The 20,676-nt window shown below is 67.9% G+C and carries 19 protein-coding genes; 8 read left to right on the top strand and 11 right to left on the bottom strand.

Annotated features, from left to right (window positions below):
- Positions 1-3 precede the first annotated feature (3 nt).
- The 7 genes from AC50X9_RS15870 to dinB all read right to left on the bottom strand — a co-directional run bounded on the left by AC50X9_RS15870 (position 4) and on the right by dinB (position 8,248).
- Positions 4-1,647 carry a UDP-N-acetylmuramoyl-L-alanyl-D-glutamate--2,6-diaminopimelate ligase gene (locus tag AC50X9_RS15870; protein ID WP_494894883.1) on the bottom strand — a complete coding sequence of 548 codons (1,644 nt, stop codon included), beginning with the start codon at positions 1,645-1,647 and terminating at the stop codon, positions 4-6.
- Positions 1,648-1,761: 114 nt separating this feature from the next.
- Positions 1,762-3,558, bottom strand: coding sequence for a peptidoglycan D,D-transpeptidase FtsI family protein (locus AC50X9_RS15875; RefSeq protein WP_494894885.1), 1,797 nt, complete (start codon positions 3,556-3,558; stop codon positions 1,762-1,764).
- 54 nt (positions 3,559-3,612) lie between these two features.
- Positions 3,613-4,323 carry a cell division protein FtsL gene (ftsL, locus tag AC50X9_RS15880; RefSeq protein ID WP_494894887.1) on the bottom strand — a complete coding sequence of 237 codons (711 nt, stop codon included), beginning with the start codon at positions 4,321-4,323 and terminating at the stop codon, positions 3,613-3,615.
- Positions 4,320-5,318 (bottom strand): 16S rRNA (cytosine(1402)-N(4))-methyltransferase RsmH, encoded by a 999-nt coding sequence (gene rsmH, locus AC50X9_RS15885; protein WP_494894889.1) that lies wholly within the window; start codon positions 5,316-5,318, stop codon positions 4,320-4,322. The genes ftsL and rsmH overlap by 4 nt, the downstream gene beginning before the upstream one ends.
- Positions 5,319-5,508: 190 nt before the next feature.
- Positions 5,509-5,937: a division/cell wall cluster transcriptional repressor MraZ gene (gene mraZ, locus AC50X9_RS15890; protein WP_226761014.1), complete on the bottom strand. Its 429-nt coding sequence runs from the start codon at positions 5,935-5,937 to the stop codon at positions 5,509-5,511.
- Between the two features lie 454 nt (positions 5,938-6,391).
- Positions 6,392-6,766, bottom strand: coding sequence for an SCO2097 family morphological protein (locus AC50X9_RS15895; RefSeq protein WP_494894990.1), 375 nt, complete (start codon positions 6,764-6,766; stop codon positions 6,392-6,394).
- 333 nt (positions 6,767-7,099) lie between these two features.
- Positions 7,100-8,248, bottom strand: coding sequence for a DNA polymerase IV (gene dinB, locus AC50X9_RS15900; protein ID WP_494894892.1), 1,149 nt, complete (start codon positions 8,246-8,248; stop codon positions 7,100-7,102).
- A 6-nt stretch (positions 8,249-8,254) separates the two neighbouring features.
- Here dinB and AC50X9_RS15905 point away from each other — a divergent pair, with 6 nt between their 5' ends.
- The 3 genes from AC50X9_RS15905 to AC50X9_RS15915 are packed head-to-tail and all read left to right on the top strand — an operon-like array spanning position 8,255 to position 10,075.
- The gene (locus AC50X9_RS15905; RefSeq protein ID WP_494894894.1) at positions 8,255-8,389 is read left to right on the top strand and encodes a hypothetical protein; all 135 of its coding nucleotides are present in this window, start codon (positions 8,255-8,257) and stop codon (positions 8,387-8,389) included.
- 46 nt (positions 8,390-8,435) lie between these two features.
- A complete protein-coding gene (locus tag AC50X9_RS15910; RefSeq protein WP_494894896.1) occupies positions 8,436-8,984 on the top strand; it encodes a hypothetical protein in 549 nt (182 codons plus the stop codon).
- Positions 8,981-10,075, top strand: coding sequence for a polyprenyl synthetase family protein (locus AC50X9_RS15915; protein ID WP_494894898.1), 1,095 nt, complete (start codon positions 8,981-8,983; stop codon positions 10,073-10,075). The genes AC50X9_RS15910 and AC50X9_RS15915 overlap by 4 nt, the downstream gene beginning before the upstream one ends.
- Positions 10,076-10,187: 112 nt before the next feature.
- Here AC50X9_RS15915 and AC50X9_RS15920 read toward each other — a convergent pair whose 3' ends face one another.
- Positions 10,188-10,541: an Rv2175c family DNA-binding protein gene (locus AC50X9_RS15920; RefSeq protein WP_494894900.1), complete on the bottom strand. Its 354-nt coding sequence runs from the start codon at positions 10,539-10,541 to the stop codon at positions 10,188-10,190.
- A 408-nt stretch (positions 10,542-10,949) separates the two neighbouring features.
- On the opposite strand from AC50X9_RS15920, the gene AC50X9_RS15925 reads away from it, so the two are divergent.
- The gene (locus AC50X9_RS15925) at positions 10,950-12,338 is read left to right on the top strand and encodes a lytic transglycosylase (protein WP_494894902.1); all 1,389 of its coding nucleotides are present in this window, start codon (positions 10,950-10,952) and stop codon (positions 12,336-12,338) included.
- Positions 12,339-12,463: 125 nt separating this feature from the next.
- A complete protein-coding gene (locus tag AC50X9_RS15930; protein WP_494894904.1) occupies positions 12,464-14,581 on the top strand; it encodes a Stk1 family PASTA domain-containing Ser/Thr kinase in 2,118 nt (705 codons plus the stop codon).
- Positions 14,582-14,695: 114 nt separating this feature from the next.
- Here the strand turns inward: AC50X9_RS15930 and AC50X9_RS15935 are convergent, their stop codons facing one another.
- Together AC50X9_RS15935 and AC50X9_RS15940 are read right to left on the bottom strand one after the other, a co-directional pair.
- Positions 14,696-16,129 carry a class II 3-deoxy-7-phosphoheptulonate synthase gene (locus tag AC50X9_RS15935; RefSeq protein ID WP_494894906.1) on the bottom strand — a complete coding sequence of 478 codons (1,434 nt, stop codon included), beginning with the start codon at positions 16,127-16,129 and terminating at the stop codon, positions 14,696-14,698.
- A 78-nt stretch (positions 16,130-16,207) separates the two neighbouring features.
- A complete protein-coding gene (locus AC50X9_RS15940; protein WP_494894908.1) occupies positions 16,208-16,951 on the bottom strand; it encodes a lysophospholipid acyltransferase family protein in 744 nt (247 codons plus the stop codon).
- 113 nt (positions 16,952-17,064) lie between these two features.
- Between AC50X9_RS15940 and AC50X9_RS15945 the strand changes: the two genes are divergently transcribed.
- From AC50X9_RS15945 to AC50X9_RS15955, 3 genes are read left to right on the top strand one after another with little or no spacing between them, the layout of a single operon-like run.
- Entirely contained in the window at positions 17,065-17,889 is an 825-nt protein-coding gene (locus AC50X9_RS15945; RefSeq protein WP_494894910.1) for an alpha/beta hydrolase, read from the top strand.
- Positions 17,886-18,686, top strand: coding sequence for an alpha/beta hydrolase (locus AC50X9_RS15950; protein WP_494894911.1), 801 nt, complete (start codon positions 17,886-17,888; stop codon positions 18,684-18,686). Before AC50X9_RS15945 ends, AC50X9_RS15950 begins: the two co-directional genes overlap by 4 nt.
- Positions 18,679-19,392, top strand: coding sequence for a hypothetical protein (locus AC50X9_RS15955; protein WP_494894913.1), 714 nt, complete (start codon positions 18,679-18,681; stop codon positions 19,390-19,392). The genes AC50X9_RS15950 and AC50X9_RS15955 overlap by 8 nt, the downstream gene beginning before the upstream one ends.
- A gap of 94 nt (positions 19,393-19,486) precedes the next feature.
- On the opposite strand, the gene AC50X9_RS15960 is transcribed toward AC50X9_RS15955, so the two are convergent.
- Positions 19,487-20,578 (bottom strand): ROK family glucokinase, encoded by a 1,092-nt coding sequence (locus AC50X9_RS15960; protein WP_494894915.1) that lies wholly within the window; start codon positions 20,576-20,578, stop codon positions 19,487-19,489.
- Positions 20,579-20,676 lie beyond the last annotated feature (98 nt).

Here is a 20,676-nt window from a genome sequence, read left to right on the forward strand (position 1 = left end):
GGTTTAGGACTCTATCCGCTGGTCTTCGAGAACGGTGAATCCCCGAGCTGTCAAGGCGGAGCGGAGCTCCACCCTGTCGTCAAGGGCGAGGTTTACGCCCTTGACTTCCTGCCAAATTTCGTGGCCCCGCCCCGCGACGAGGATGGTGTCGGCCGGGCCGGCGAGTTCCACGGCCTTCCGGATGGCGGCATCCCGGGGGTAGACCTCGAGGATGCTGCAGCCCAGTCCCTCGTGGTCCTTGGCCTCGACCGCGCCCGCCAGGACGTCGGCGCGGATCCCCCCGGCGTCCTCGTCGTGCGGGTCGTCGTCGGTGACAATGACGGTGTCGGCGAGGCGCGCGGCGATGGCGCCCATCGCCGGCCGCTTGCCCTGGTCGCGCTGTCCGGTGGCGCCGAAGACGATGATCACGCGGGATCCCGGCTCCGGGGAGCGGACGGCCTCGAGGGCCCGGGACAGCGCGTCCGGGTTGTGGGCAAAATCGACGACGGCCGCCGGGGCGGTGGAGACGAGCTGCATGCGGCCGGGGACGGCGACGGTGAAGGGGTCGCCCGCGTCCAGGGCGGCCTGGACGGCGCCGGCGTCGTGGCCGGCCGCGAGCACCATGGCCGTGGCCAGCGCGGCGTTGGCCACATTGAAGCTTCCGGGCAGCCCGGTGTGGATCCGCAGTTCGGTGCCGTCCCGGTGGCTAAGGGTGAAGTCCGTGCCCAGCCCGCGCGGGGCCGGACTGCGGACCGTCCAGTCCGCGGTCACGGCGCCGGCGTCGTGCGTGGCCAGTGTGGTGACCGGGATGCCGGCGGTGCCGGCGAGCTGGACGCCCCAGGTGTCGTCGACCGTCACCACGGCGCTGCGGGCCCTTCCGGGGCTGAACAGCCGCGCCTTCGTCTGGAAGTACTCCTCCATGCTGCCGTGCAGGTCCAGGTGGTCCTGGGTGAGGTTGGTGAAGCCGGCGACATCGAACACAACGCCGTCCACGCGGGAGAACGAGATGGCGTGCGAGGAGACCTCCATGGAGGCCGCGTCGAGGCCGCGTTCGCGCATCAGGGCCAGCAGGGCATGCACATCGGTGGATTCCGGTGTGGTGAGCAGGCTGGGAATCGCTTCGCCGCCGGCCAGGATCTCGATCGTGCCGATCAGGCCGGTCTTTTTCCCCAGCGCCTGCAGCAGGGCGTTGATGAAGTAGGTGGTGGTCGTCTTGCCGTTGGTGCCGGTCACGCCGTAGAGGGCCGGGGCCGGCGCGTCGTCCGGCCGGCTCCGGTAGATCAGGGCGGAGAGCCGGCCCACGAGGGTGCGGGGCTCTTCGGCCAGCAGCACCGGGACGGCAATGTCGTGGGAGAACGCCAGCAGGCGCGCACCGTCGTCGTCGGTGAGCACCGCGGCCGCTCCCGCCTGTACTGCCTGGGAGACGAAGTCCGCACCGTGCCGGCTCGCGCCGGGCAGCGCGACGTAGAGGTCGCCGGGCTGGACGGTGCGGGAGTTCAGTGAGATCCCGGTGACCGGGACGGAGGCGGACGCCCCGGGGACCACGACGCCGATGGCCTCACCGATGGTTGCCAGCGGCACTGGGGCGACAGCGGTGGGCCGGAATCCCGTGCTGGAACCCGGACCGGATGGCGCGGCGGAAGCGCCGGGGGCATTCTGATCTGACAAGTGGGTCTCCGTTGGTGGTGCTGGTGGATCCGGCGCTGCGCACGGAGTGGTGCTCCGGCCCGCAGGCTCAGGTTCCCGTTACAGGTTGGTGGTGGACGTGCTGGTTCTCGGGCGCTACTTGGCGAACTGCGGCAGCCGGACGGGTTCGCCGCTGGACGGCTGGATGTTGAACGTCCGCAGCGCCTGGCTCATCACGGACCGGAAAACCGGGCCGTTCGAGATTCCGTAGATATCGCCCTTGGGCCGTTGCAGCACCACTTCAACAATAAACCGAGGATCGTCCATCGGCGCCATACCCACCATCGACGCCGTATAGCCGCAGAACCCGGCGGTCCCGTCGTCACAGGGTGATTGCGAGGTGCCGGTCTTCGCGCCGACCCGGTAGCCGTCCAGCGCAGCTTCCTTGATCTGGCCCTCCGTGACGGCGCTCTCAAGGATGTCCCGGACCTGCTTGGCGGTGTCCGGTGAGACGATCTGCCGGGGATCCTTCGCCGGCACCTTCTCCTCGGTGCCGTCGGGGTTGATGTAGCTGTCGATCAGCCGCGGCTGGAGCATCACACCGTTGTTGGCGACGCTTTGGAAGGCCCGCACCGTCTGGAGCGTGGACTGCGAGACGCCCTGGCCGAACAGCACGGTGTACTGCTGGCGGCCGTCCCATTCATTGGGTGGGGTCAGGATGCCGCCGGCCTGGGCGGGAAGCCCAACGTCCGGCGCCTCCCCGATGCCGAACTTCTTCAGCCAGTCGTAGCGCTGTTCCTTGCTGAGCCGCTGGCCGGCCATGACCGTGCCGGTGTTCATCGACCAGCCAAGGATGCCGGCCAGGGTCCGCTCCTCGGTGCCGTGGCTGAAGGCGTCGTTGAACGTCTGGCCGTCCACGGTGTAGGACGACGGGATGGTGAACTTGTCCAGCGGGCTCGACTTGCCCTCCTCGATCAGGGCGGCTGCCACGATCATTTTTTGCACGGAGCCGGGTTCGTAGGCGGCCGTCACGGCCCGTACTCCGCGGTCCTTTGCGTCGACCTTGCCGGGGTCGTTGGGGTCCGGGGAGTTGGTGTCCGCCATGGCGATGATGTCGCCGGTCTTGATGTCCTGGACGATGACGACGCCCCACTCGGCGCTGAGTTTGTCCCGCTGGCTTTGGATTGCCTGCTGGGCGAAGTACTGGAGGTCGGCGTTCAGGGTGAGCTTGATGTCCTTGCCGTTGACGGCAGGCGTCAACTGGTCCACGCCGACCGGGATGCGCAGCCCGTCGGCGCCGATTTCGAAGAGCCGTTTGCCGGGGGTGCCTTTGAGGATCTCGTCCTGGGTCTGCTCGAGGCCGGCCTGCCCGGTGGCGCCGTCCTGCAGGAAGCCGACGATCCCGCCGGCCACCGACCCGTTGGGGTAGACGCGTTTGCTGGTGCCCACGGTGACGATACCGGGGATCTGGAGTTTGGAGATGCGGTCCTCGACGTCGGGCTTCAGGTCTTTGGCCACGATGTAGTACGGCTGGTCCCCCGTGAGGGCCTGCCTGAGGGTGGCCGTGTCCATGCCCAGCAGCGGTGCCAGTTCGGAGATGCCCTGATCCCGGGAAACCTTGACCAGCTCCTCGTTGTCCTCGTCGAACCGGCGGAACGACTCGGTCTTGGTGTTCACGCGCTGGTCCACGACGACGTTGTAGCGGATCACGCTGCTGGCCAGGACGGTTCCGTTGGCATCCAGGATGCTGCCGCGCTCGGCCGGAAGCTCGATCGGCGTGAGCCTGTTCTGCAGGGCGGCTTCAGCCATGCCCCCGACGTCGAGGCCCTGGACCAGGAAGAGTTTTCCGCCGACCACAAGCAGCAGCGTCAGCATGACACCCAGGCCCAGCCGCAGCCGCCGGGTCGCGCTTGGCGCTTTCGCCTTGCGTGCCCTGCCGGTGTTCTTTGCCACGATGTTTCCTTGCTGGTTGCCTTGCTGACTGCCTGGCTGGTGGTCCGTCCTGCGCTACTGTCCCGGGACCTTCTGTGCCGGGGCCGGAACCGAGCCCCCACGGAGTTCAACAGCCGGCGGCGCCGGAACAGCGGCCGGAGGCGCCGGCGCCGTCTCAGCGTTGGTGGCAGCAGCTGCGGCTGCCGGCGCCGTCTCAGCGCCGGGCGCGGCGGCCGCTGCGACGGGCCCGGCGGGTTTGCGGTTGGCGAGCGGCTCGTTGGCGGTGGCGGGAGGAACAACGCTGAGTTGTCCGGCAACGGCGGGCGCTGCGATGACGGCGCCGGGGGCGTCGCCCTTCACGGCGGGCTTTGCCTTGCCGGTGACGGTCAGCGTGGAGAGGTCGATCTGGCCCTTGGCGGTGGCGGCGACCATGCCCAGTTCGGTGGCTTTGGCTGCCAGGTTCTGCGGGGCGTCGAAGTTCTGCACCTGCTGGGTCAAATCCTGGTTCTGCTTCGTCAGGGTGGACTGCTCGCTACGGAGCTGCACCAGCTGGTACTGCGCGGTGGAGACGGAGATGTTGAGAACGAGCACGGCCATGAGCGCCACGGCCAGGAGGCCGAAGCAGAGCACGACGAACGGGGCGCGGCGCTTGCGCGGGGCTGACCGGACCAGGGAGAGCGGCGTGCGCGTCTTCCGGCTGGGGCCGGTACCGGGGGTGGTCCCGGGCAGGGCGCGGGCCGTTGCCCCGGTGGCAATGGGGAATCTGCTGACAGCGGCGGTGCTCATGCGGCCCTCCTGGCTTTGATGCGTTCCACGGCGCGGAGCCTGGCGGAGGCGGCGCGTGGGTTCTCGGCGATTTCGGCGGCGGTGGGCACTTCGGTGCCCTTCGTCAGGGATTTCAGTTCGGCTTTGTGCTCTTCCAGCTCCACCGGGAATCCGAGGGGTGCGGAGGATCTGGATCCGGCCTGGAAGAAGCCCTTGACGATTTTGTCTTCCAGCGAGTGGTAGGACATAACGACAACGCGGCCGCCGACGGCGATCGCGTTGATGGCGGCGGGGACGGCGCGTTCCAGGACGTCGAGTTCCTCGTTGACCTCGATCCGAAGCGCCTGGAAGGTGCGCTTGGCGGGGTGGCCGCCGGATTTAGCGGCGCCGGCGGGCACCACCCCACGGATCTGTTCGACCAGTTCGCCGGTGGTGCTGAAGGGCTTAGCGGCGCGGGCGGTGACGATCCGGTTGGCGATACGGCCTGCGAACTTCTCTTCGCCCCATTTCCGGATGATCCGGACCAGGTCCTCTTCGCTGTAGTTGTTGACGACGTCGGCGGCGGTCTGGCCGCGGCTGGTGTCCATGCGCATGTCCAGCGGGGCGTCGAAGGAGTAGGCGAAACCGCGCTCCCGCTCGTCGAGCTGGAGCGAGGACACCCCAAGGTCCATCAGGACTCCGTGGACCTCCGCGAAACCGAGGTCCGCCAGGACTTCGGGGATCTCGTCGTACACGGCGTGGACCAGGTCGATCCGGTTGGCGAAGGGCTGGAGGCGTGCTCCAGCGAGGGCCAGGGCTTCCTCGTCGCGGTCGATGCCGATCAGGTGCAGGTCCGGGAAGCGCTGCAGCATGGCCTCGGCGTGACCGCCCATACCGAGGGTGGCGTCAATGACCACGGGGGTCTGGTCGCGGAGCCGCGCCGCCTCGAACCCGGGCGCCAACAAATTGATGCACCGGTCCTTGAGGACCGGTACATGCCGTTCGGACGTGGGCTTTGACGGGTCAGGGTCTGTCATGCCTGCGTCCTTTCGTTGTCCGGTTGGTTCCTGGAGTGCGGGTGCTGGCTGCGCGTGCCGCTTCTTGATCCAGATCCCCATCCGCGCCTATCCTGCGTCCGCCTGGCTCCGGGGAAGTGAGCCAGGAAAACAGCCGGATGGGCGGCTGGAGATCTCGGTCAAGAATCGTGCAGTGCTGCCGGGCTGGGGCTCAAAAGATCCCCGGTATGGCGTCGTCGGTCTCCGAGAAGGCCGTTTCTTTTTCGGCGAGGTACTCGTTCCAGGCTTGGGCGTCCCAGATCTCAGCGCGGGTTCCTGCGCCGATGACGGCGAGTTCCCGGCCGAGCCCTGCGTACTCCCGGAGCGCCGGCGGAATCGTCACGCGCCCCTGCTTGTCAGGTACCTCGTCGGATGCTCCAGAGAGGAAAACCCGGATATAGTCCCGAGCCTGCTTGCTGGAGAGTGGAGCCTCCCGCATCTGCTCGTGAACCCGGCCGAATTCCGCCTCACTGAAGACGTAGATGCAGCGTTCCTGGCCCCTTGTGAGGACCAGTCCCCCGGCAAGTTCCTCGCGGAACTTCGCGGGAAGGATAATTCGACCCTTTTCGTCCAGACGCGGCGAATGTGTGCCGAGAAACACGGCCCACCGCCTGTCTGTTCGTAGGAAAGCCCAACGTCCCCCGTGCTGCCACTACCCTCTTACGTCCTCCACATTACTCCACATCCCTCCACAGTCAACGACACGCCGAAGCTTTTGCAGCCGACTTCTGGGATCGGGCGGCTCCGCTTCCTTGTTCTGACGGGGAATCAGCCCTGGTGGTGCGCAGTGGAGGGATTCCGGAGGGGCCGCGCCGGCCCACCGTCCGGCGAGGGGCCGAGGCGCACTTGAGTAGCGCGGCGCACTTGTTTGGCTTGCCCGCCGCGATGAGCGCTGGCAGCCAGGCTCAGGGGTCAGCGGCGGAAGCCCGGCTTAACGGCAAAAGACCCGCCGTAGCGGGTCTTTTGTGCGCCGGCGTCGAGCCGGTGGTTGAAAGTGGAGGACGTGCCGGTGGTTGAAAGTGGAGGTACTCCGACGTGAGTACGTCAGGGGACAGTCAGGACTCCCCGCGGTGCCTCTCGTCCCAGCGTTCCTCAAGGTTGCTCATGAACGAACTCCTGGGCTTCCCGGACTTCCGCGCCGCACCCGCCGCGTTGGCTTTGCCGGCGGCCGCTCCCCGCATGGTCGCGTAGTAGACCCCCGCACCCATCACCACGAAGCCAAGGACGCCGACGAAGATGTTTTGGATCGTCACGCCAAAGAGCAGGAGAACGATGCCTGCCAGCGTGGCCAGGACACCGATCACCAGGTGACGGGTTGACCATGAGCGTCCCGCATCCGAGCCCATCGAGCTGGCGAACTTGGGATCGTCCTCATGCAGCTGCTTCTCAAGTTGCTCCAGCAACTTCTGTTCGTGCTCCGAGAGCGGCATCACACGACCTCCTTAAGTCGGCCAACGTCCAGACTGACGCTGCCAGTGTCCCTAAACCCACAACGTGCGGGACTCCCGTGTGGTTCCCAATTTCCGTCGCTGGTCGAATTGAGTCTTCCACGGCCCCCACAGGGGTGTTCAGCTGGTCCTGCATTAGTCCGAACGCTCGATCCAGTCGTTCTAAATCTACGTATAACTAAGGATAGTTTGTTGCGCCCTGTTCTGAAAGATGCCGAACGTCCCGTTGACTTCTTCAGCGGGCTCCGTTGACTTCCTAAGGGGCTTTGTTGACTTCCTAAGGGGCTGGCGGCTCTCCCCGGGGCAGCGCGGAGTTCAGCCCGGGGTGTTCCCGGGGTCCAGCAGCCGCGCCGGCAGCACCGATTTACTGCCGAACTTCCGGGTCACCTGGTCCAGAACCTGCTCGGCGGCACGCCAGTTGTCATCCCGGCGGTCAAGGCTCAGCTGCAGCGGCGCCGCGGCTGCCTCCTCGAGCTGTTCGGCCCGGATCCCCACGAGCCGCACTGTCATGGGCCGGTCGCCGAGTGACTCCAGCAGCTGGACGGCGACGGCGTACAGCAGCTGGGCGCTGTCAATCGGGGTGCTGACCGTGCGGCTGCGCGTGATGGTGGAGAAATCCGCATAGCGCAGCTTGAGGGCGACGGTTCGGGCGTGCATGCCCGCGCCGCGGAGCCGCTCCGCGGTCCGGTGCGACAGGCGCAGCAGTTCCCGGTGCAGCAGCGCCTCGTCCGCGGTGTCCACCGCAAAGGTCTCTTCCGCACCGATGCTCTTCTCCAGCCGGACCGGCGTTACCGGGCGGGGATCGATGCCCCACGACAGGCGGTAGACGTGCTCGCCGGAGGCGCCGAGCACCTTCCGCAGCGACGGCAGCGGGGACGCAGCGACGTCGGCGACAGTCCGGATGCCCTTCCTGGACAGCACCTCGACGGTCTTGGCCCCGACACCCCAGAGCGCGCTGACCGGCAGGCTGTGCAGGTACGGGACGGTCTCCTCCGGAGAAATGAGCAGCAGTCCGTTCGGCTTGCACCGGGTGGAAGCAATCTTCGCCACGAACTTGCTGGCGGCAATCCCCACCGAGGCGGTAATGCCCAGTTCGCTGCGGACGCGGGTGCGGATGAGTTCGCCGATCTCCCGGGGCGGGCCCAGCCGCCGGATCGCCCCGCCGACGTCGAGGAACGCCTCGTCCACGCTGAGCGGTTCCACGAGTTCAGTGATCGATCCGAAGATCTCCATGATCTGGCCCGAGACCTCGTAGTACAGCTTGTGCCGGGGCTCGATGACGACGGCGGAGGGGCACATCCGCATGGCAACCACCATCGGCATCGCGGACTTGACGCCGAAGCGCCGTGCTTCGTAGGACGCCGAGAGAACGACCGAACGGTCGGCGGGATAGCCCACGATGACGGGCTTTCCGACGAGCGCCGGACGGCTGCGCAGTTCGACGGAGACAAAGAAGGCATCCATGTCGACATGCATGATACTGCTCCGCCGGAGCTCGAGGAGTTGCGCTTCGCCGAGACGTTGGGCGGTGCCCCGCGGGGACTGCTCCCGCTGCTGTTTATTCTGGTCCGGCCCCACGACTTCAATCCTATGCCCCGGGACTGACTAAACTGGAGGCTGAATCCGGCGACAACACCAGGAGGAAGTCCCTGTGAAGGTATTTGGACAGCGCGAATGTGCTGCGGCAGCTGTACTGGCGGCGGGAGCGCTGTTGGCTGGCCTGGCCGCGTGCACGCCCGTCAACCCCGGGACGGCTTCTTCCCCGGGGGCATCGTCGACCGCGGCTGACTCGGCTGCGCCGTCCGCGGACCAGCCGTCCACGACGGCGTCGGCCAGCCCCTCTGCTGAACCCGGCACCTCTGCCACCGTCGGCGCCATGGTTCCCGGGTTCCCGGAACAGCTCCTGCCGGTGATGCCCGGAGCGAAGGTTGTCTCCAGCAGCTTTGACAAGACCACAACACCAGCGACCGTGGCGCTGGTGGGCAGCATCTCCGCGCCGTCGGCCGAGGTGCTCGCCTTTTATACCCAGCATCTGCTGGGCCAGGGCTTCACGGCAGTTCCGGGGGAAACAGTGGGAGCAGTGCCGTCCAAGGACTTCCTCCGCGGTGACAACGAAACAGTCAATATCTCGGTGCTGGAAACCGCAGGGCTGTCCACGTTCACCATCGGTGCGAACGTCGCCGCCGAGTCCGTCAAGTGACCGTCGCGGAGCAGTTGCGCCTGGAGCAGGCTGCGTACGTGGCCGCCGTCGCCGGGAAGCTCACCGATTTCCTGACCACCCGGCAGTCGGTGATGTCCGCCATTTCGACGGACATTGACCCGCTGATGGGATCGATCTCAAACCTGGTCACCGGCGGAAAACGCCTGCGGGCGCTCATGTGCTACTGGGGCTGGCGCGGCGCCGGCGGCGAGGCCGGAGCCAACGAAATCGTGACAGCCGGCGCCGCGCTGGAGCTCTTCCAGGCTGCGGCCCTGATCCACGACGACATCATTGACCGCTCCGACACCCGCCGGGGAGGCCCCAGCGTGCACCGGCGCTTCAGCGAGCTGCATCAGACGCAGGGCTGGGCACTGGACAGCGAAAGATTCGGACACGCGGCCGCCATCCTGACCGGCGACCTCTGTCTGTCGTTCAGCGAGGAATCGTTTACCGAAATCGGACCGAGTGCCGCCGCCGGGAGCCGCGCACGGCTGATCTTCAACCTGATGCGCGCCGAGGTCATGGCGGGCCAGTACCTCGACATCCTCGAGGAAGTCGCCGGGCCCCGGCGGGACCGCGCCGGAGCTGTCAGCCGCGCCCAGTCCATCATCCGCTTCAAGTCCGCCAAGTACTCCACTGAACATCCGCTGGCGTTGGGCGGCGCCCTGGCCGGTGCCCACGACGAGCTGCTCCGGGGCTACTCGGCGTTTGCCCTGCCGCTGGGCGAGGCCTTCCAGCTCCGAGACGACGTCCTGGGCGTCTTCGGCGATCCTGTCACCACCGGCAAACCGGCGGGAGACGACCTCCGTGAAGGCAAGCGGACCGTGCTGATCGCCTTTGCACTCGACTTGGCCGCCCCGGCCGAGTCAGCCTTCATCGACGCCAAGCTTGGCAGCCCCGGGCTGGGCGATGCCGACGTGGACGAGATCCGGCGCATCATCGCCGATTGCGGCGCACTGAAGGCCACCGAAGTCCTGATCGAGGATTTCGGACAGTCGGCCTTCTCCGCCCTGGATCTCCTGCCGCTGGACGAACTGCCGAAGACGGCGCTCCGGAGGCTGGCCGAGGCCACGGTCAGCCGCGCAGCCTGAACCGCTGCCACGGCAGCCCTCAAACCAAGGCAGGCCCCGCACACCTTGTTGTAAAGGTGCGGGTCCTGCCTTTGTTAAGACTTTGGATATAGGGGCCGGGTGCCCGGTGAAGCTACCAGGCCAGGGACTGCGCCCGGCGCCGGATTTCCGTTTTCCGCCCCTCGCGCAGGGCGTCAATCGGACGGCCGCGGAGGGATTCATCCGGCGTAAACAACCAGGTAATGAGTTCCTCGTCGGAGTAGCCGGCGTCCGCAAGAACGACAATCGTTCCCTTAAGGCTCTCGACCGGATGGCCGTCCTGGATGAATTCTGCAGGAATGCACCGAATCCGGCGTTCACCAACGCGCAGTGCCGCCAAGGCGCGTTCGTCAAGGAACGCATGAACCTTGGTAATCGAAACGTTCAGCAGCTGTGCGACATCGGGCAGGGGCAGCCATTCGCCCACAAGGCTTTCTACATTACTCACGGATCAAGATTGCCATGCCGGTAGCCTTGGCGCCTAGTCAGGGCCCACCGGCGTGAGGCAGACAGAGACGCAGACACCTGCGGACAGAAGCACACCGAAAGCAGACAGCGGACAAGGGGCGGGCAGACAGCAGGCAAAGGGCGGGCCGACAGCAGGCAAAGGGCGGGCCGAGAGCGGGCGGGGGCCGGCCGAGGAGTCCGGGCAGTGCTGCCGGCCTCCGCCTTGGTTCCGCGACCGACACTCCCACAACGCCCGTTTGCTGCAGGTCATCCAGTTCTTGTGCTAATTCACAATTCGTGAGAGATTCTCATGAACCACATTTGTAACAGCAATAACATGAGTCACACTGTTAACATCACTAATGCCGGCCAGACCCGCAGCGTCACACGCTGAGAAGAGGACCTTTCCATGACGACACGTTCGCCAAAGCACACTGCGAGGCCCAGCCTGCCGATGATTGCGGCAACGACGGCGGCCTTGCCCGCCGTCGTTCTTTCCTCTTTGGCGATCGCCCAGCCGGCGATGGCGGAACCGCGTCCGCGGGCCATTCCCGCCACCCTGGCTGCAGCCATGCAGGCCCAGGCCCAGAGCGCCGCGACGCTGGCGTCTGCATTGATTCCGGCCGGTTCCGTTCCCGCGGCTGTCCCGTCCGCCTTCCGCCCCGCCGAGGTGGCCGCCCCGGCCGAGTACACGATTGCCCGCGGGGACACGATCAGCGGGATTGCCGGAAGGTTCGGCCTGGACACCCGCGCCGTCCTGACGTTGAACGGACTGCGGGCGAACACGCTCATCTACCCCGGGCAGAAGATCAAGCTCGGCGGCCCGGACGCCGCGCCGCAACCGGCGGCTCCGGCTCCGGCGGCCCCCGCCCCGTCGGCTTCTGCCGGCAGCGTTTACACCGTGAAGCCGGGCGACACCCTCAGCGCCATCGCAGCCCGCCACGGCGTCAAGCTCTCCGAGGTCTTCGGCTGGAACGGGCTCAACATGGGCTCCATCATCCGCCCCGGCCAGCAGGTCAAGATCGGCGGCGCGGCGGCACCTGCTCCGGCTCCGGCTGCCCCTGCCCCGGCTCCGGCTGCCCCCGCCCCGGTGGCGCCGGCGGCGACCCCTGTCGCCGCCTCGGGTTCCTACACCATCAAGTCCGGCGATACCCTCTCCGGGATTGCGGCCAGGAACGGCGTCAAGCTCGCCGATATCCTCTCCGCCAACCGCCTGACCATGAGCAGCATCATCTACCCCGGCCAGAAGCTGGCGATTCCGGGTGCATCCATCGCGCCGGCATCCACCCCGCCCGCCGCAACGGTGACGCCGCTGGTCCCGAGCAGCTTCCTTGGATTCACCTACCCGGCGGCGGTCGTCAGCTCGGCCAACCAGAACAAGGCCCTGCTGAACGCCTCGCCGGTGCCCAGCCGGGAACAGATGAAAACGATTGTGGCGGACACCGCCCGCCGCATGGGGGTGGATCCGTCCCTGGCTCTGGCCTTCGCCTACCAGGAATCCGGTTTCAACCACCGTTCCGTCTCTCCGGCCAACGCCATCGGCACCATGCAGGTCATCCCGTCCTCCGGCGAGTGGGCTTCGGACCTCGTGGGCCGCCAGCTGAACCTGCTGGACCCCTATGACAACGTCACCGCCGGCGTCGCGATCATCCGCCAGCTCATCCGCACCAGCCCCGACCAGGACCAGGCCATCGCCGGCTACTACCAGGGCCAGTACTCGGTCAGCAAATACGGCATGTACGACGACACCAAGCAGTACGTGGAGTCCATCAAGGCACACCAAAAGAACTTCGGCTAAAGCAGACCGGGACAGCCGCGGCCGCGGCGTCCACCCGCTCCGGTGTAGGCGCCGGAGCATAACGATACGGGTCCGGATCGCAATTTGATTCGGGCCCGTTTCCGTGCAGCGATTAGGATCGTATAGTGCAGGATTATTCGTCGGACCCGCTCGTTGGCACCCTGGTGGATGGCCGGTACCTGATTCAGTCCAGGCTCGCCAGCGGGGGGATGTCCACCGTCTATGTGGCCACCGACCGGCGGCTGGAGCGTGATGTGGCGCTGAAGGTGCTGCACCCGCACATGGCCGGCGACCCGCAGTTCCTTGACCGGCTGGGCCGCGAGGCCAAGGCCGCAGCCCGGCTGTCGCATCCGCACGTCGTCGGTGTCCTCGACCAGGGAGAGGATGACCGGTTGGCCTACCTGGTGATGGAGTACATCAAGGGCCACACCCTGCGCGACGTCCTGAAGGACAGGGGCGCCCTCCCGCCGCGCCTGGCCCTGGCGCTGATCGATCCCGTCGTCGAAGGGCTCGGGGCGGCGCACGACGCCGGTCTCATCCACCGCGACATCAAGCCCGAAAATGTGCTGATCGCCGAGGACGGGCGGATCAAGCTCGGCGACTTCGGACTGGCCCGCGCCATTTCGACGTCGACCAGCACCGGCGCGCTGATCGGCACGGTGGCGTATCTGTCCCCCGAGCTCGTGCTGGGCCGGCAGGCCGACGCCCGGAGTGACATCTATTCGGTCGGGATCATGCTGTACGAGATGATCACCGGGCAACAGCCGTTCGACGGCGAGGTTCCCATCCAGATTGCCTACCAGCACGTCAACTCCGCCGTGGGCGCCCCCTCGGAGCTGGTGCCCGGGCTGGCCGCGGAAATCGACGAACTCGTGCAGTGGTGCACCGCCAACGACCCCGACAAACGCCCGGTTGACGGCAACACGCTGCTTTCCGAACTCCGGCACATCCGGACAAACCTGAGCGACGCAGAACTCGACCTGCAGCCCCCCGCGGCACGCTCTCACCTGCCCGAGGCGCGTCCGGTGGTGCCGCCCGCCCCGCCGCCCCGGCGGCCCGCAGGTGTCCCGGATCCGGGCACCGGCCCCGGCGCCACCGAAGTCATCGGCGGCCGGCAGCAGCCGACCGAATTCATCACCCGCGGCAGCAACCCGACCACGGTGATGGCCGCGGCCCCGCGCCGCCCCGGCTACGGCCCGCTGGCCGCGCCGGAGGAGGCACCGTACCCGGAATATCACCCCGAGGACGCCGCCGTGCCGGCCAGCAAGCGGGTGCAGCGCAAACACGACCGCGACGAGGCGAAGGCGCGCCAGCGGGCCGCGGCCACCCCGGTCCGGAGCCTGCGCGACGGCAACCTCCGGCGCCGGGGTCTGCTCTGGATCCTGGTGCTGGTCATCGCGGCGCTGCTGGCGGGCGGGGCCGGCTGGTTCTTCGGGATGGGACCGGGCTCCCCCGGCACCATCCCGGCGCTGGCCAACAAGACGGTGGCGGAGGCCCAGCAGCTGCTCAGCGCGGCAGGTTTCCAGTCGACGACCAAGGACGTCTTCGACGACGACGTGCCGCTTGGGCTGGTGGTCGGGTCCGAACCCGCGGCCGGCGAGGTGATCCGGAAGTTCCAGCCGGTGTCCCTCGCGGTCTCCAGGGGCCCCGAGCTGTTCGAACTGCCGGAGTTGGCCGGAAAGTCCCTGACGGAAGCCAAGAACGGCCTCAACGGTGCGGGCATGGCCCTGGGCAAGATTACCGAAACCTACGACGAAACGGCGCCCGCCGGCACCGTGCTGGCCCAGGCTCCGCGCCCCGGCAACCCGGTCCGGCACGGCACCCCGGTGGACCTCACCGTGTCGAAGGGTCCGCAGCCCATTCCGGTACCGGACGTCCGCGGCCAGAAGCAGGCCGACGCGGTTAAGGCCATCGAAGCCGCCGGGCTGAAAGCCGTGATCGCCGCTGAGACCGTCAACGACCGGAAGGTGCCCAAGGGCGCCGTCGTTGCGCAGGATCCGGCCTCCGGAAACCTCACCCGGGGCGGCACCGTCACCCTGACTGTTTCCAAGGGGCCCAAGCTCGTGGAGGTGCCCAGCTTTGTCGGCGAGCAGGTCGACGAGGCCCGCAAGGCCCTTGAGGATCTCGGGTTCGAGGTCAAAGTGGAAAACATCTTCGGCGGGTTCTTCGGAACTGTCCGGGAACAGGATCCCGAGGACAAGAAGGTTCCGGAAGGCTCCGTGGTCATCCTCAGGGTGGTCTGACCGCCCAGGCTTCCGGTGCCGCCAAGGGGTGCCGGCCACAAACAAGAGCTCCGCCCCGGCCGATCCAGCCGGGGCGGAGCTGTCTGCCGGCGGTGGCCCGGCAGCAGGTGGGTCTTAGTGCTTGGACAGCGCCCCGGCCACCAGGAAGGCCATCTCGAGGGACTGCATGTGGTTCAGACGGGGATCGCAGACCGATTCGTAGCGGTCCAGGAAGGACTCCTGGTCCACCGGATCGGCGCCGCCGAGGCACTCGGCGACGTCGTCGCCGGTCATCTCGACGTGCAGGCCGCCCGGGACGGTGCCGAGCCCGTGGTGGACCTCGAAGAAGCCACGCACCTCGTCAATGACGTCGTCGAAGTTCCGGGTCTTGTAGCCGTTGGGCGAGGTGACGGTGTTGCCGTGCATGGGGTCCGTGACCCAGAGGACCTGGGCGCCGGAAGCGGTGACCCGCTCCACGATCGGCGGCAGCTTCTCGCGGATGTTGCCGGCACCCATCCGGGTGATGAAGGTCAGGCGTCCGGGTTCGCGGTCCGGATCCAGCTTGTCGATCAGGCGCAGCGCGTCGTCGCCGCTGGTGCCCGGCCCGAGCTTCACACCGATCGGGTTGCGGACCCGGGAGAGGAAGTCGACGTGGGCGTGGTCGAGTTCGCGCGTGCGCTCACCGATCCATAGGAAGTGCGCGGAGGTGTCGTACGGGAAACCGGTGCGGGAGTCGATCCGGGTCAGCGCGCGTTCGTAGTCGAGCAGCAGCGCTTCGTGGCTGGCGTAGAACTCGACCCGCTTGAGCGCCTCGAAGTCGGCCCCGCAGGAGGCCATGAACTTGATGGCACGGTCGATATCGCGTGCCAGCGACTCGTACCGTGCGTGGGCAGGGTTCTCGGTGAAGCCCTTATTCCACTGGTGCACCAGCCGCAGGTCAGCGAAGCCGCCCTGGGTGAAGGCGCGGATCAGGTTCAGGGTCGAGGCGGAGGTATGGTACGCCTTGAGCATCCGGCCGGCGTCGTGCGCGCGGGATTCCGGGGTGAAGTCGTAGCCGTTGACGATGTCGCCGCGGTACGCCGGCAGGGTGACGCCTTCGCGGGTCTCGTCATTGGAGGAGCGCGGCTTCGCGAACTGTCCGGCCATCCGGCCCATCTTGATGACCGGCATGGCGGCACCGTAGGTGAGGACTACTGCCATCTGCAGGATGGTGCGGACGCGGGCGCTGATCTTGTCCGCGGTAGCCGCCTCGAACGTCTCGGCACAGTCGCCGCCCTGGAGCAGGAACGCCTTGCCCTGCGCCGCGGCGGCGAGCCGCTCGCGGAGGATGTCCACTTCGCCGGCGAAGACGAGCGGCGGAAGCACCGACAATTCCTTGATGGAGGCTTCGAAGACGTCGTTATCGGACCAGCTCGGCTGCTGGGAGGCGGGCAGCTCGCGCCAGTGGTCCAGGCCGGGATAGTTGGCGGCACCGCTCTGGGCGGTGCTGGTCAGGGCAGAGCCCGCCAGCGGCGAGCCACTCTGGGAACTGGTCAGGGGGAAGGCCGTAGCCGCAGATAGCTCAGTCACCCTCTAAGGATAGTTGCCGCGGCGGGGATCGTCGCCCGGGGCCGTCATTGACTGCGCCGGCTACGTCACACGGTCCGCTCAGAGACTCCCGGGTGCTGCCGGACCGTCGCCGGCGGTGCCGTCTTCCGGAACCTCGGTGACCTTCCCGGCGAGCCGGAGCTTCACGACGGCGGCGTACTCGTCGGCGTATTCCTGGCCGGAGAGGCGCATCAGTTCGTACATGATCTCGTCGGTTACGGACCGCTGGATCAGCCGGTCGTCCTCCATGCCGTAGTAGCGGCTGAAGTCCAGCGGCTCGCCGAAGATCATCCCGATGCGCCGGATGTTGGGCATCCGCTTGCCGATCGGCTGGACCTTGTCCGTGCCGATCATCGCGACCGGGATCACGGGGACGCGGGCCTGCAGCGCCAGCCGCGCCACCCCCACCTTGCCGCGGTACAGCCGGGAGTCCGGGCTGCGGGTGCCTTCGGGGTAGATGCCCAGGAGCGACCCGTTTTTCAGCACGTCCATGCCGGCGTCGAGCGAGCGGGCTGACGCCGCCCCGCCGGAGCGGTCCATCGGAAGCTGGTTGGTCAGCCGGAAGAAGGTGGCCGTGAGCCTGCCCTTGATCCCCTTGCCGGTGAAGTACTCGGATTTGGCGAGGAAGACCACCGGCCGGGGCACCATCAGCGGCATAAAGATCGAGTCGGAAAACGAGAGGTGGTTGGAGGCCAGAATCGCGGCGCCTTCGGCGGGGACGTTGTCCAGGCCCTTGACCCAGGGCCTGAAGAGTGTTTTGAGGACAGGTCCGAGAACGAACGTCTTCATGAACCAATAAAACACGTGGTGAACCTCTCCGGAAGGCGTCTGGCGGGGGCCCCGCAGCGGAACCGGCCAGCACTGCAATGACACCCTACTCTAGTGAGTTTCGTCCGGAACAGTGACACGATGGGCTCATGACCGGAAGCAGCACTCCCCTGGCGCCCGCGGCGTTCCGATCTCCCGGCCACGGCGCCAACGCGGGCATCGGCGTGGCGATCTGCCACGGCTTCACCGGCAGCCCCCTGAGCGTCCTCCCGTGGGCGGAGCATCTGGCCCGGCAGGGCTTTGCGGTGTCTGTCCCGCTGCTGCCGGGACACGGCACGGACTGGCGCGATCTGGCCCGCCATGGCTGGCAGGACTGGTACCGGGCCTTCGAGACCTCCTATCTGGAGCTCGCCGCCGAAACCCGGCATTGCTACGTGGCAGGACTCTCCATGGGCGGCACTATCGCCTTGAGCACCGCGGCGCGCCATTCCGTCACCGGAGTCGCCGTCGTTAACCCTGGACTGAGCTTCTATGACCGCCGGGTGCGCTACATCGGGCTGCTCAAGCACGTCCGGCGCACGACCGTTCCGGTCCAGGAGCCGAACCCGACGGCGGCCGTGACAGAGGACGGCGATTACTCACTGACTCCGCTGGAAGCCGTCCACCAGCTGAGCCGGCTCTTCAAGGCGGCGTTGCGCGAGCTTCCCAATGTCGCCGCCCCGGCGCTCGTGTTCAAGTCGGATACCGACATCGTGGTTCCGCCCTCCTCGATCGAACTGCTGCGGAAGCGGCTCGGGTCGCGGGAGCTGTCGGTAGTGAGACTGCCGGACAGCGGGCATGTGGCGACCCTCGACGTCGACGCCCCGCTGATCTTCGAGCAGTCCGTCCGGTTCTTCCTGCACCACTCAGCCGCCGCGGCCCAGTCCGCGGAGCCACCAGAGAAGCCCGCCACCCCAGCCCCGGAGAAGCCATGACCATCCCCCTGGACCACACGCCGTTCAGCAGCCCGTTCACCGGAAGCGGCCCGCGCACCGGAGTCCTGCTGTCGCACGGTTTCACCGGCAGCCCACACGGCGTCAGGGACTGGGCCAGGTCGCTGGCCGGGGAAGGCTTCGCGGTGCGGATGCCGCTGCTGCCCGGGCACGGCACCAGCTGGCAGGAGCTGGCCCGGACGCGCTGGCCGGAGTGGCACGCGGCGCTCGACGCCGCCTACCTTGAACTTGCCGCGGACTGTGAGCAGGTGGTCGTGGCCGGGCTGTCCATGGGCGGGGCCCTGGCCCTGCGGATTGCCGCCACCCGCCCGGTGGCCGGGGCCGTGCTGGTAAACCCGGGCCTGGTCATTGACGATCCCCGCGCGCCGCTGGCAGGCATCCTGAAATTCGTGCTCAAGAGCACCCCTGCGATCGCCAACGACATCCTCAAGGAGGGCATCGACGAGGGGGCGTACTCCCGGACGCCGGTCGCCGCGGCGCACGAGCTGAACAAGATGTTCAAGGACACCCTGCGGCTGCTCCCGCGGATCACTGCTCCGGTGCGGGTGTACCGCTCCGCGGTGGACCATGTGGTCTCCGACGCGAGCATAGTGGCCCTGCGCCGCGGCCTGACCCACGCCCCGCTGGAGGTGATCCGGCTGGAAAACAGCTACCACGTGGCTACGATGGACAACGACGCGCCTATGATCTTCCGCGGCTCGGCCGAATTCATCCGGTCGCTGGCCGCGGGAGGCACCCCGGACGCCCACGCGAGCCAAAAGGACACGGCAGATGAGTAGACCGGACGCCAACTCTCCGGACCCGGATTCCAGCGCCAACCAGGACGATGCCGTCTGGCTGGATCTCGTCGCCCGGCTGGAAGGCCGGGACGAGGCCGCGGGCACCGGGGCAGGGGCCGGGGCCGCGGAAGGCCGGGAAGCCACTGACAGCGCAGGGGGCCCAGACGGCTCAGCCGGCACCGGCGGCGGCACAGACGCCCCAGCCGGGACAGCCCTGACAGATGGCACCGGCACCACCGCCGGGAAGGATGGACCCGCCGCGGCCGGCCGGGCCGCAGCGCCCCGTCCCTTCAGCGACTTCGACCCGCTGGGACTTTCCTTCGGGGCGCCGGTTGAACTCTCCGCCAGGGAGCGGCTGGAGCGGAGCCAGGCGGCCGCATCCGCCTCAGAGGACCCGGACGCCGTGGGTGCCCAGGCTGCGCCGGGGCCGCGCGACTACGAGTCCGCGGATGAGGACCTGTCGGCGCCGGGCGAGTTCGTGCCGGAGGAACCGCCCAGCCTGGCCGGGACCGACCCGTTGACCGTGCTGGCGTGGCTGGGGGCAGTCGGCGGTCCGGTTGCGCTGCTCATGTCGGCGATGTTCTGGCGTTCGGCCCCGCTGCTGGCGATCCTCGGAATGGTGGCCGCCTTTGCGGCGTCGCTGGTGTTCCTGATCATGAAGCTGCCGGGTGAAAAGGACGAGCACGACGACGGCGCACGCATCTAGGCGGACACATCCAGCTGCATGCATCCCGGCGCGCGCATCCAGGCGGACACATCCAGCTGCAAGCATCCCGGGGCACGCATCCAGGGGCACGCCGCTAACTGTGCATGCGGCTGCTGACCCGGGAAAGGTCCGCGGCACCGATCAGGCCGGCGTTCGGACCGAGCGCCGCGAGGTCGATCTCCGCCGCGGGCCGGAAGCCGCGGCCGGTCAGGTTCCGGGCGAAAGCCTTCCGGGCCGGGCCGACCAGCAGTTCGCCGGCGTCGCAGAGTCCCCCGCCGATCACGAACTTGCCCGGATCCAGGGCAGCGGCCAGGTTTGCAAGGCCCAGTCCGAGCCATTCCCCCACCTCCTCGAGCAGCTCCCGAGAGGTCGGGTCGCCGGACTTGGCCAGCTCGGTGACAATCACGCCGGTGATGCGGTCCACGTGGCCGTCGACCGCCTTGAGCAACTCCTGGGCCACCGGTGAGTTGGCGGCGGCGAGTTCCCGGGCTTCCCGGCCGAGCGCGTTGCCGGAAGCGTACTGCTCCCAACAGCCCCGGTTGCCGCACTCGCAGCGGTGGCCGCCGGGCATGATGATCTGGTGGCCGAACTCCCCTGCCACGCCGAAGCGTCCGCGTTCGAGCCGGCCGTCCATCACCATCGCACCGCCGATTCCGGTTCCGAGTGTGATGCAGACCAGACGGCTTTGGCCCTGCCCTGCGCCGAAACGCCACTCCGCCCAGCCCGCCGCGTCGGCGTCGTTGGTCAGCAGCACCGGCCGGCGGAGCAGCCGCTGCAGGTTGTCCCGGAGCGGTTCGTTGCGCCAGGCCAGATGCGGGCTGAACAGCACCGTGCCGCCGTCGAGGTCCATCCAGCCGGCCGCACCAATCCCGACCGACCAGATCCGGTGGCCTTCGCCCAGTTCCTCGACCAGCTCCACGATCACCTGTTCGACCGCGCGGGGGTCATTGCCCGGTGTGGACCGCTTGGCCTGGGCCAGGATCCGTCCCTCCGCGTCGACCACGCCGGCCGCGACCTTGGTCCCGCCGATGTCCACGCCGATGGCGAGGCCTTTGCGGCCCAGCCGCAGGTGCTCACGCAAACCCTGGCCGGCCGGTGCGGCCGCCGCGCCTGCCAGCCCCCTGCGTCGCCAGGCGGCTGTCCTGCGGTACGGTCCGGGCTGCTGGCCGGGTGGAGGTGTGTGCATGGTTCACTATCCTATTCCGCGTAAAGTTACTCGCCGGTAGGTGTGGTGGATCACACATGCCTTGGACCGCATACTAGTGTTAGTCGTACCCCTCGCGG

Source organism: Pseudarthrobacter sp. HLT1-3 (assembly GCF_059383535.1).

Coding starts and splice junctions, on each gene's coding strand:
- AC50X9_RS15895 (WP_494894990.1), bottom strand. CDS start 6,766: ATGCCGCTCTCGGAGCACGAACAGAAGTTGCTGGAGCAACTTGAGAAG.
- AC50X9_RS15950 (WP_494894911.1), top strand. CDS start 17,886: ATGACCATCCCCCTGGACCACACGCCGTTCAGCAGCCCGTTCACCGGA.
- dinB (WP_494894892.1), bottom strand. CDS start 8,248: ATGGATGCCTTCTTTGTCTCCGTCGAACTGCGCAGCCGTCCGGCGCTC.
- AC50X9_RS15960 (WP_494894915.1), bottom strand. CDS start 20,578: ATGCACACACCTCCACCCGGCCAGCAGCCCGGACCGTACCGCAGGACA.
- AC50X9_RS15925 (WP_494894902.1), top strand. CDS start 10,950: ATGACGACACGTTCGCCAAAGCACACTGCGAGGCCCAGCCTGCCGATG.
- AC50X9_RS15905 (WP_494894894.1), top strand. CDS start 8,255: ATGCATGATACTGCTCCGCCGGAGCTCGAGGAGTTGCGCTTCGCCGAG.
- AC50X9_RS15955 (WP_494894913.1), top strand. CDS start 18,679: ATGAGTAGACCGGACGCCAACTCTCCGGACCCGGATTCCAGCGCCAAC.
- AC50X9_RS15945 (WP_494894910.1), top strand. CDS start 17,065: ATGACCGGAAGCAGCACTCCCCTGGCGCCCGCGGCGTTCCGATCTCCC.
- ftsL (WP_494894887.1), bottom strand. CDS start 4,323: ATGAGCACCGCCGCTGTCAGCAGATTCCCCATTGCCACCGGGGCAACG.
- rsmH (WP_494894889.1), bottom strand. CDS start 5,318: ATGACAGACCCTGACCCGTCAAAGCCCACGTCCGAACGGCATGTACCG.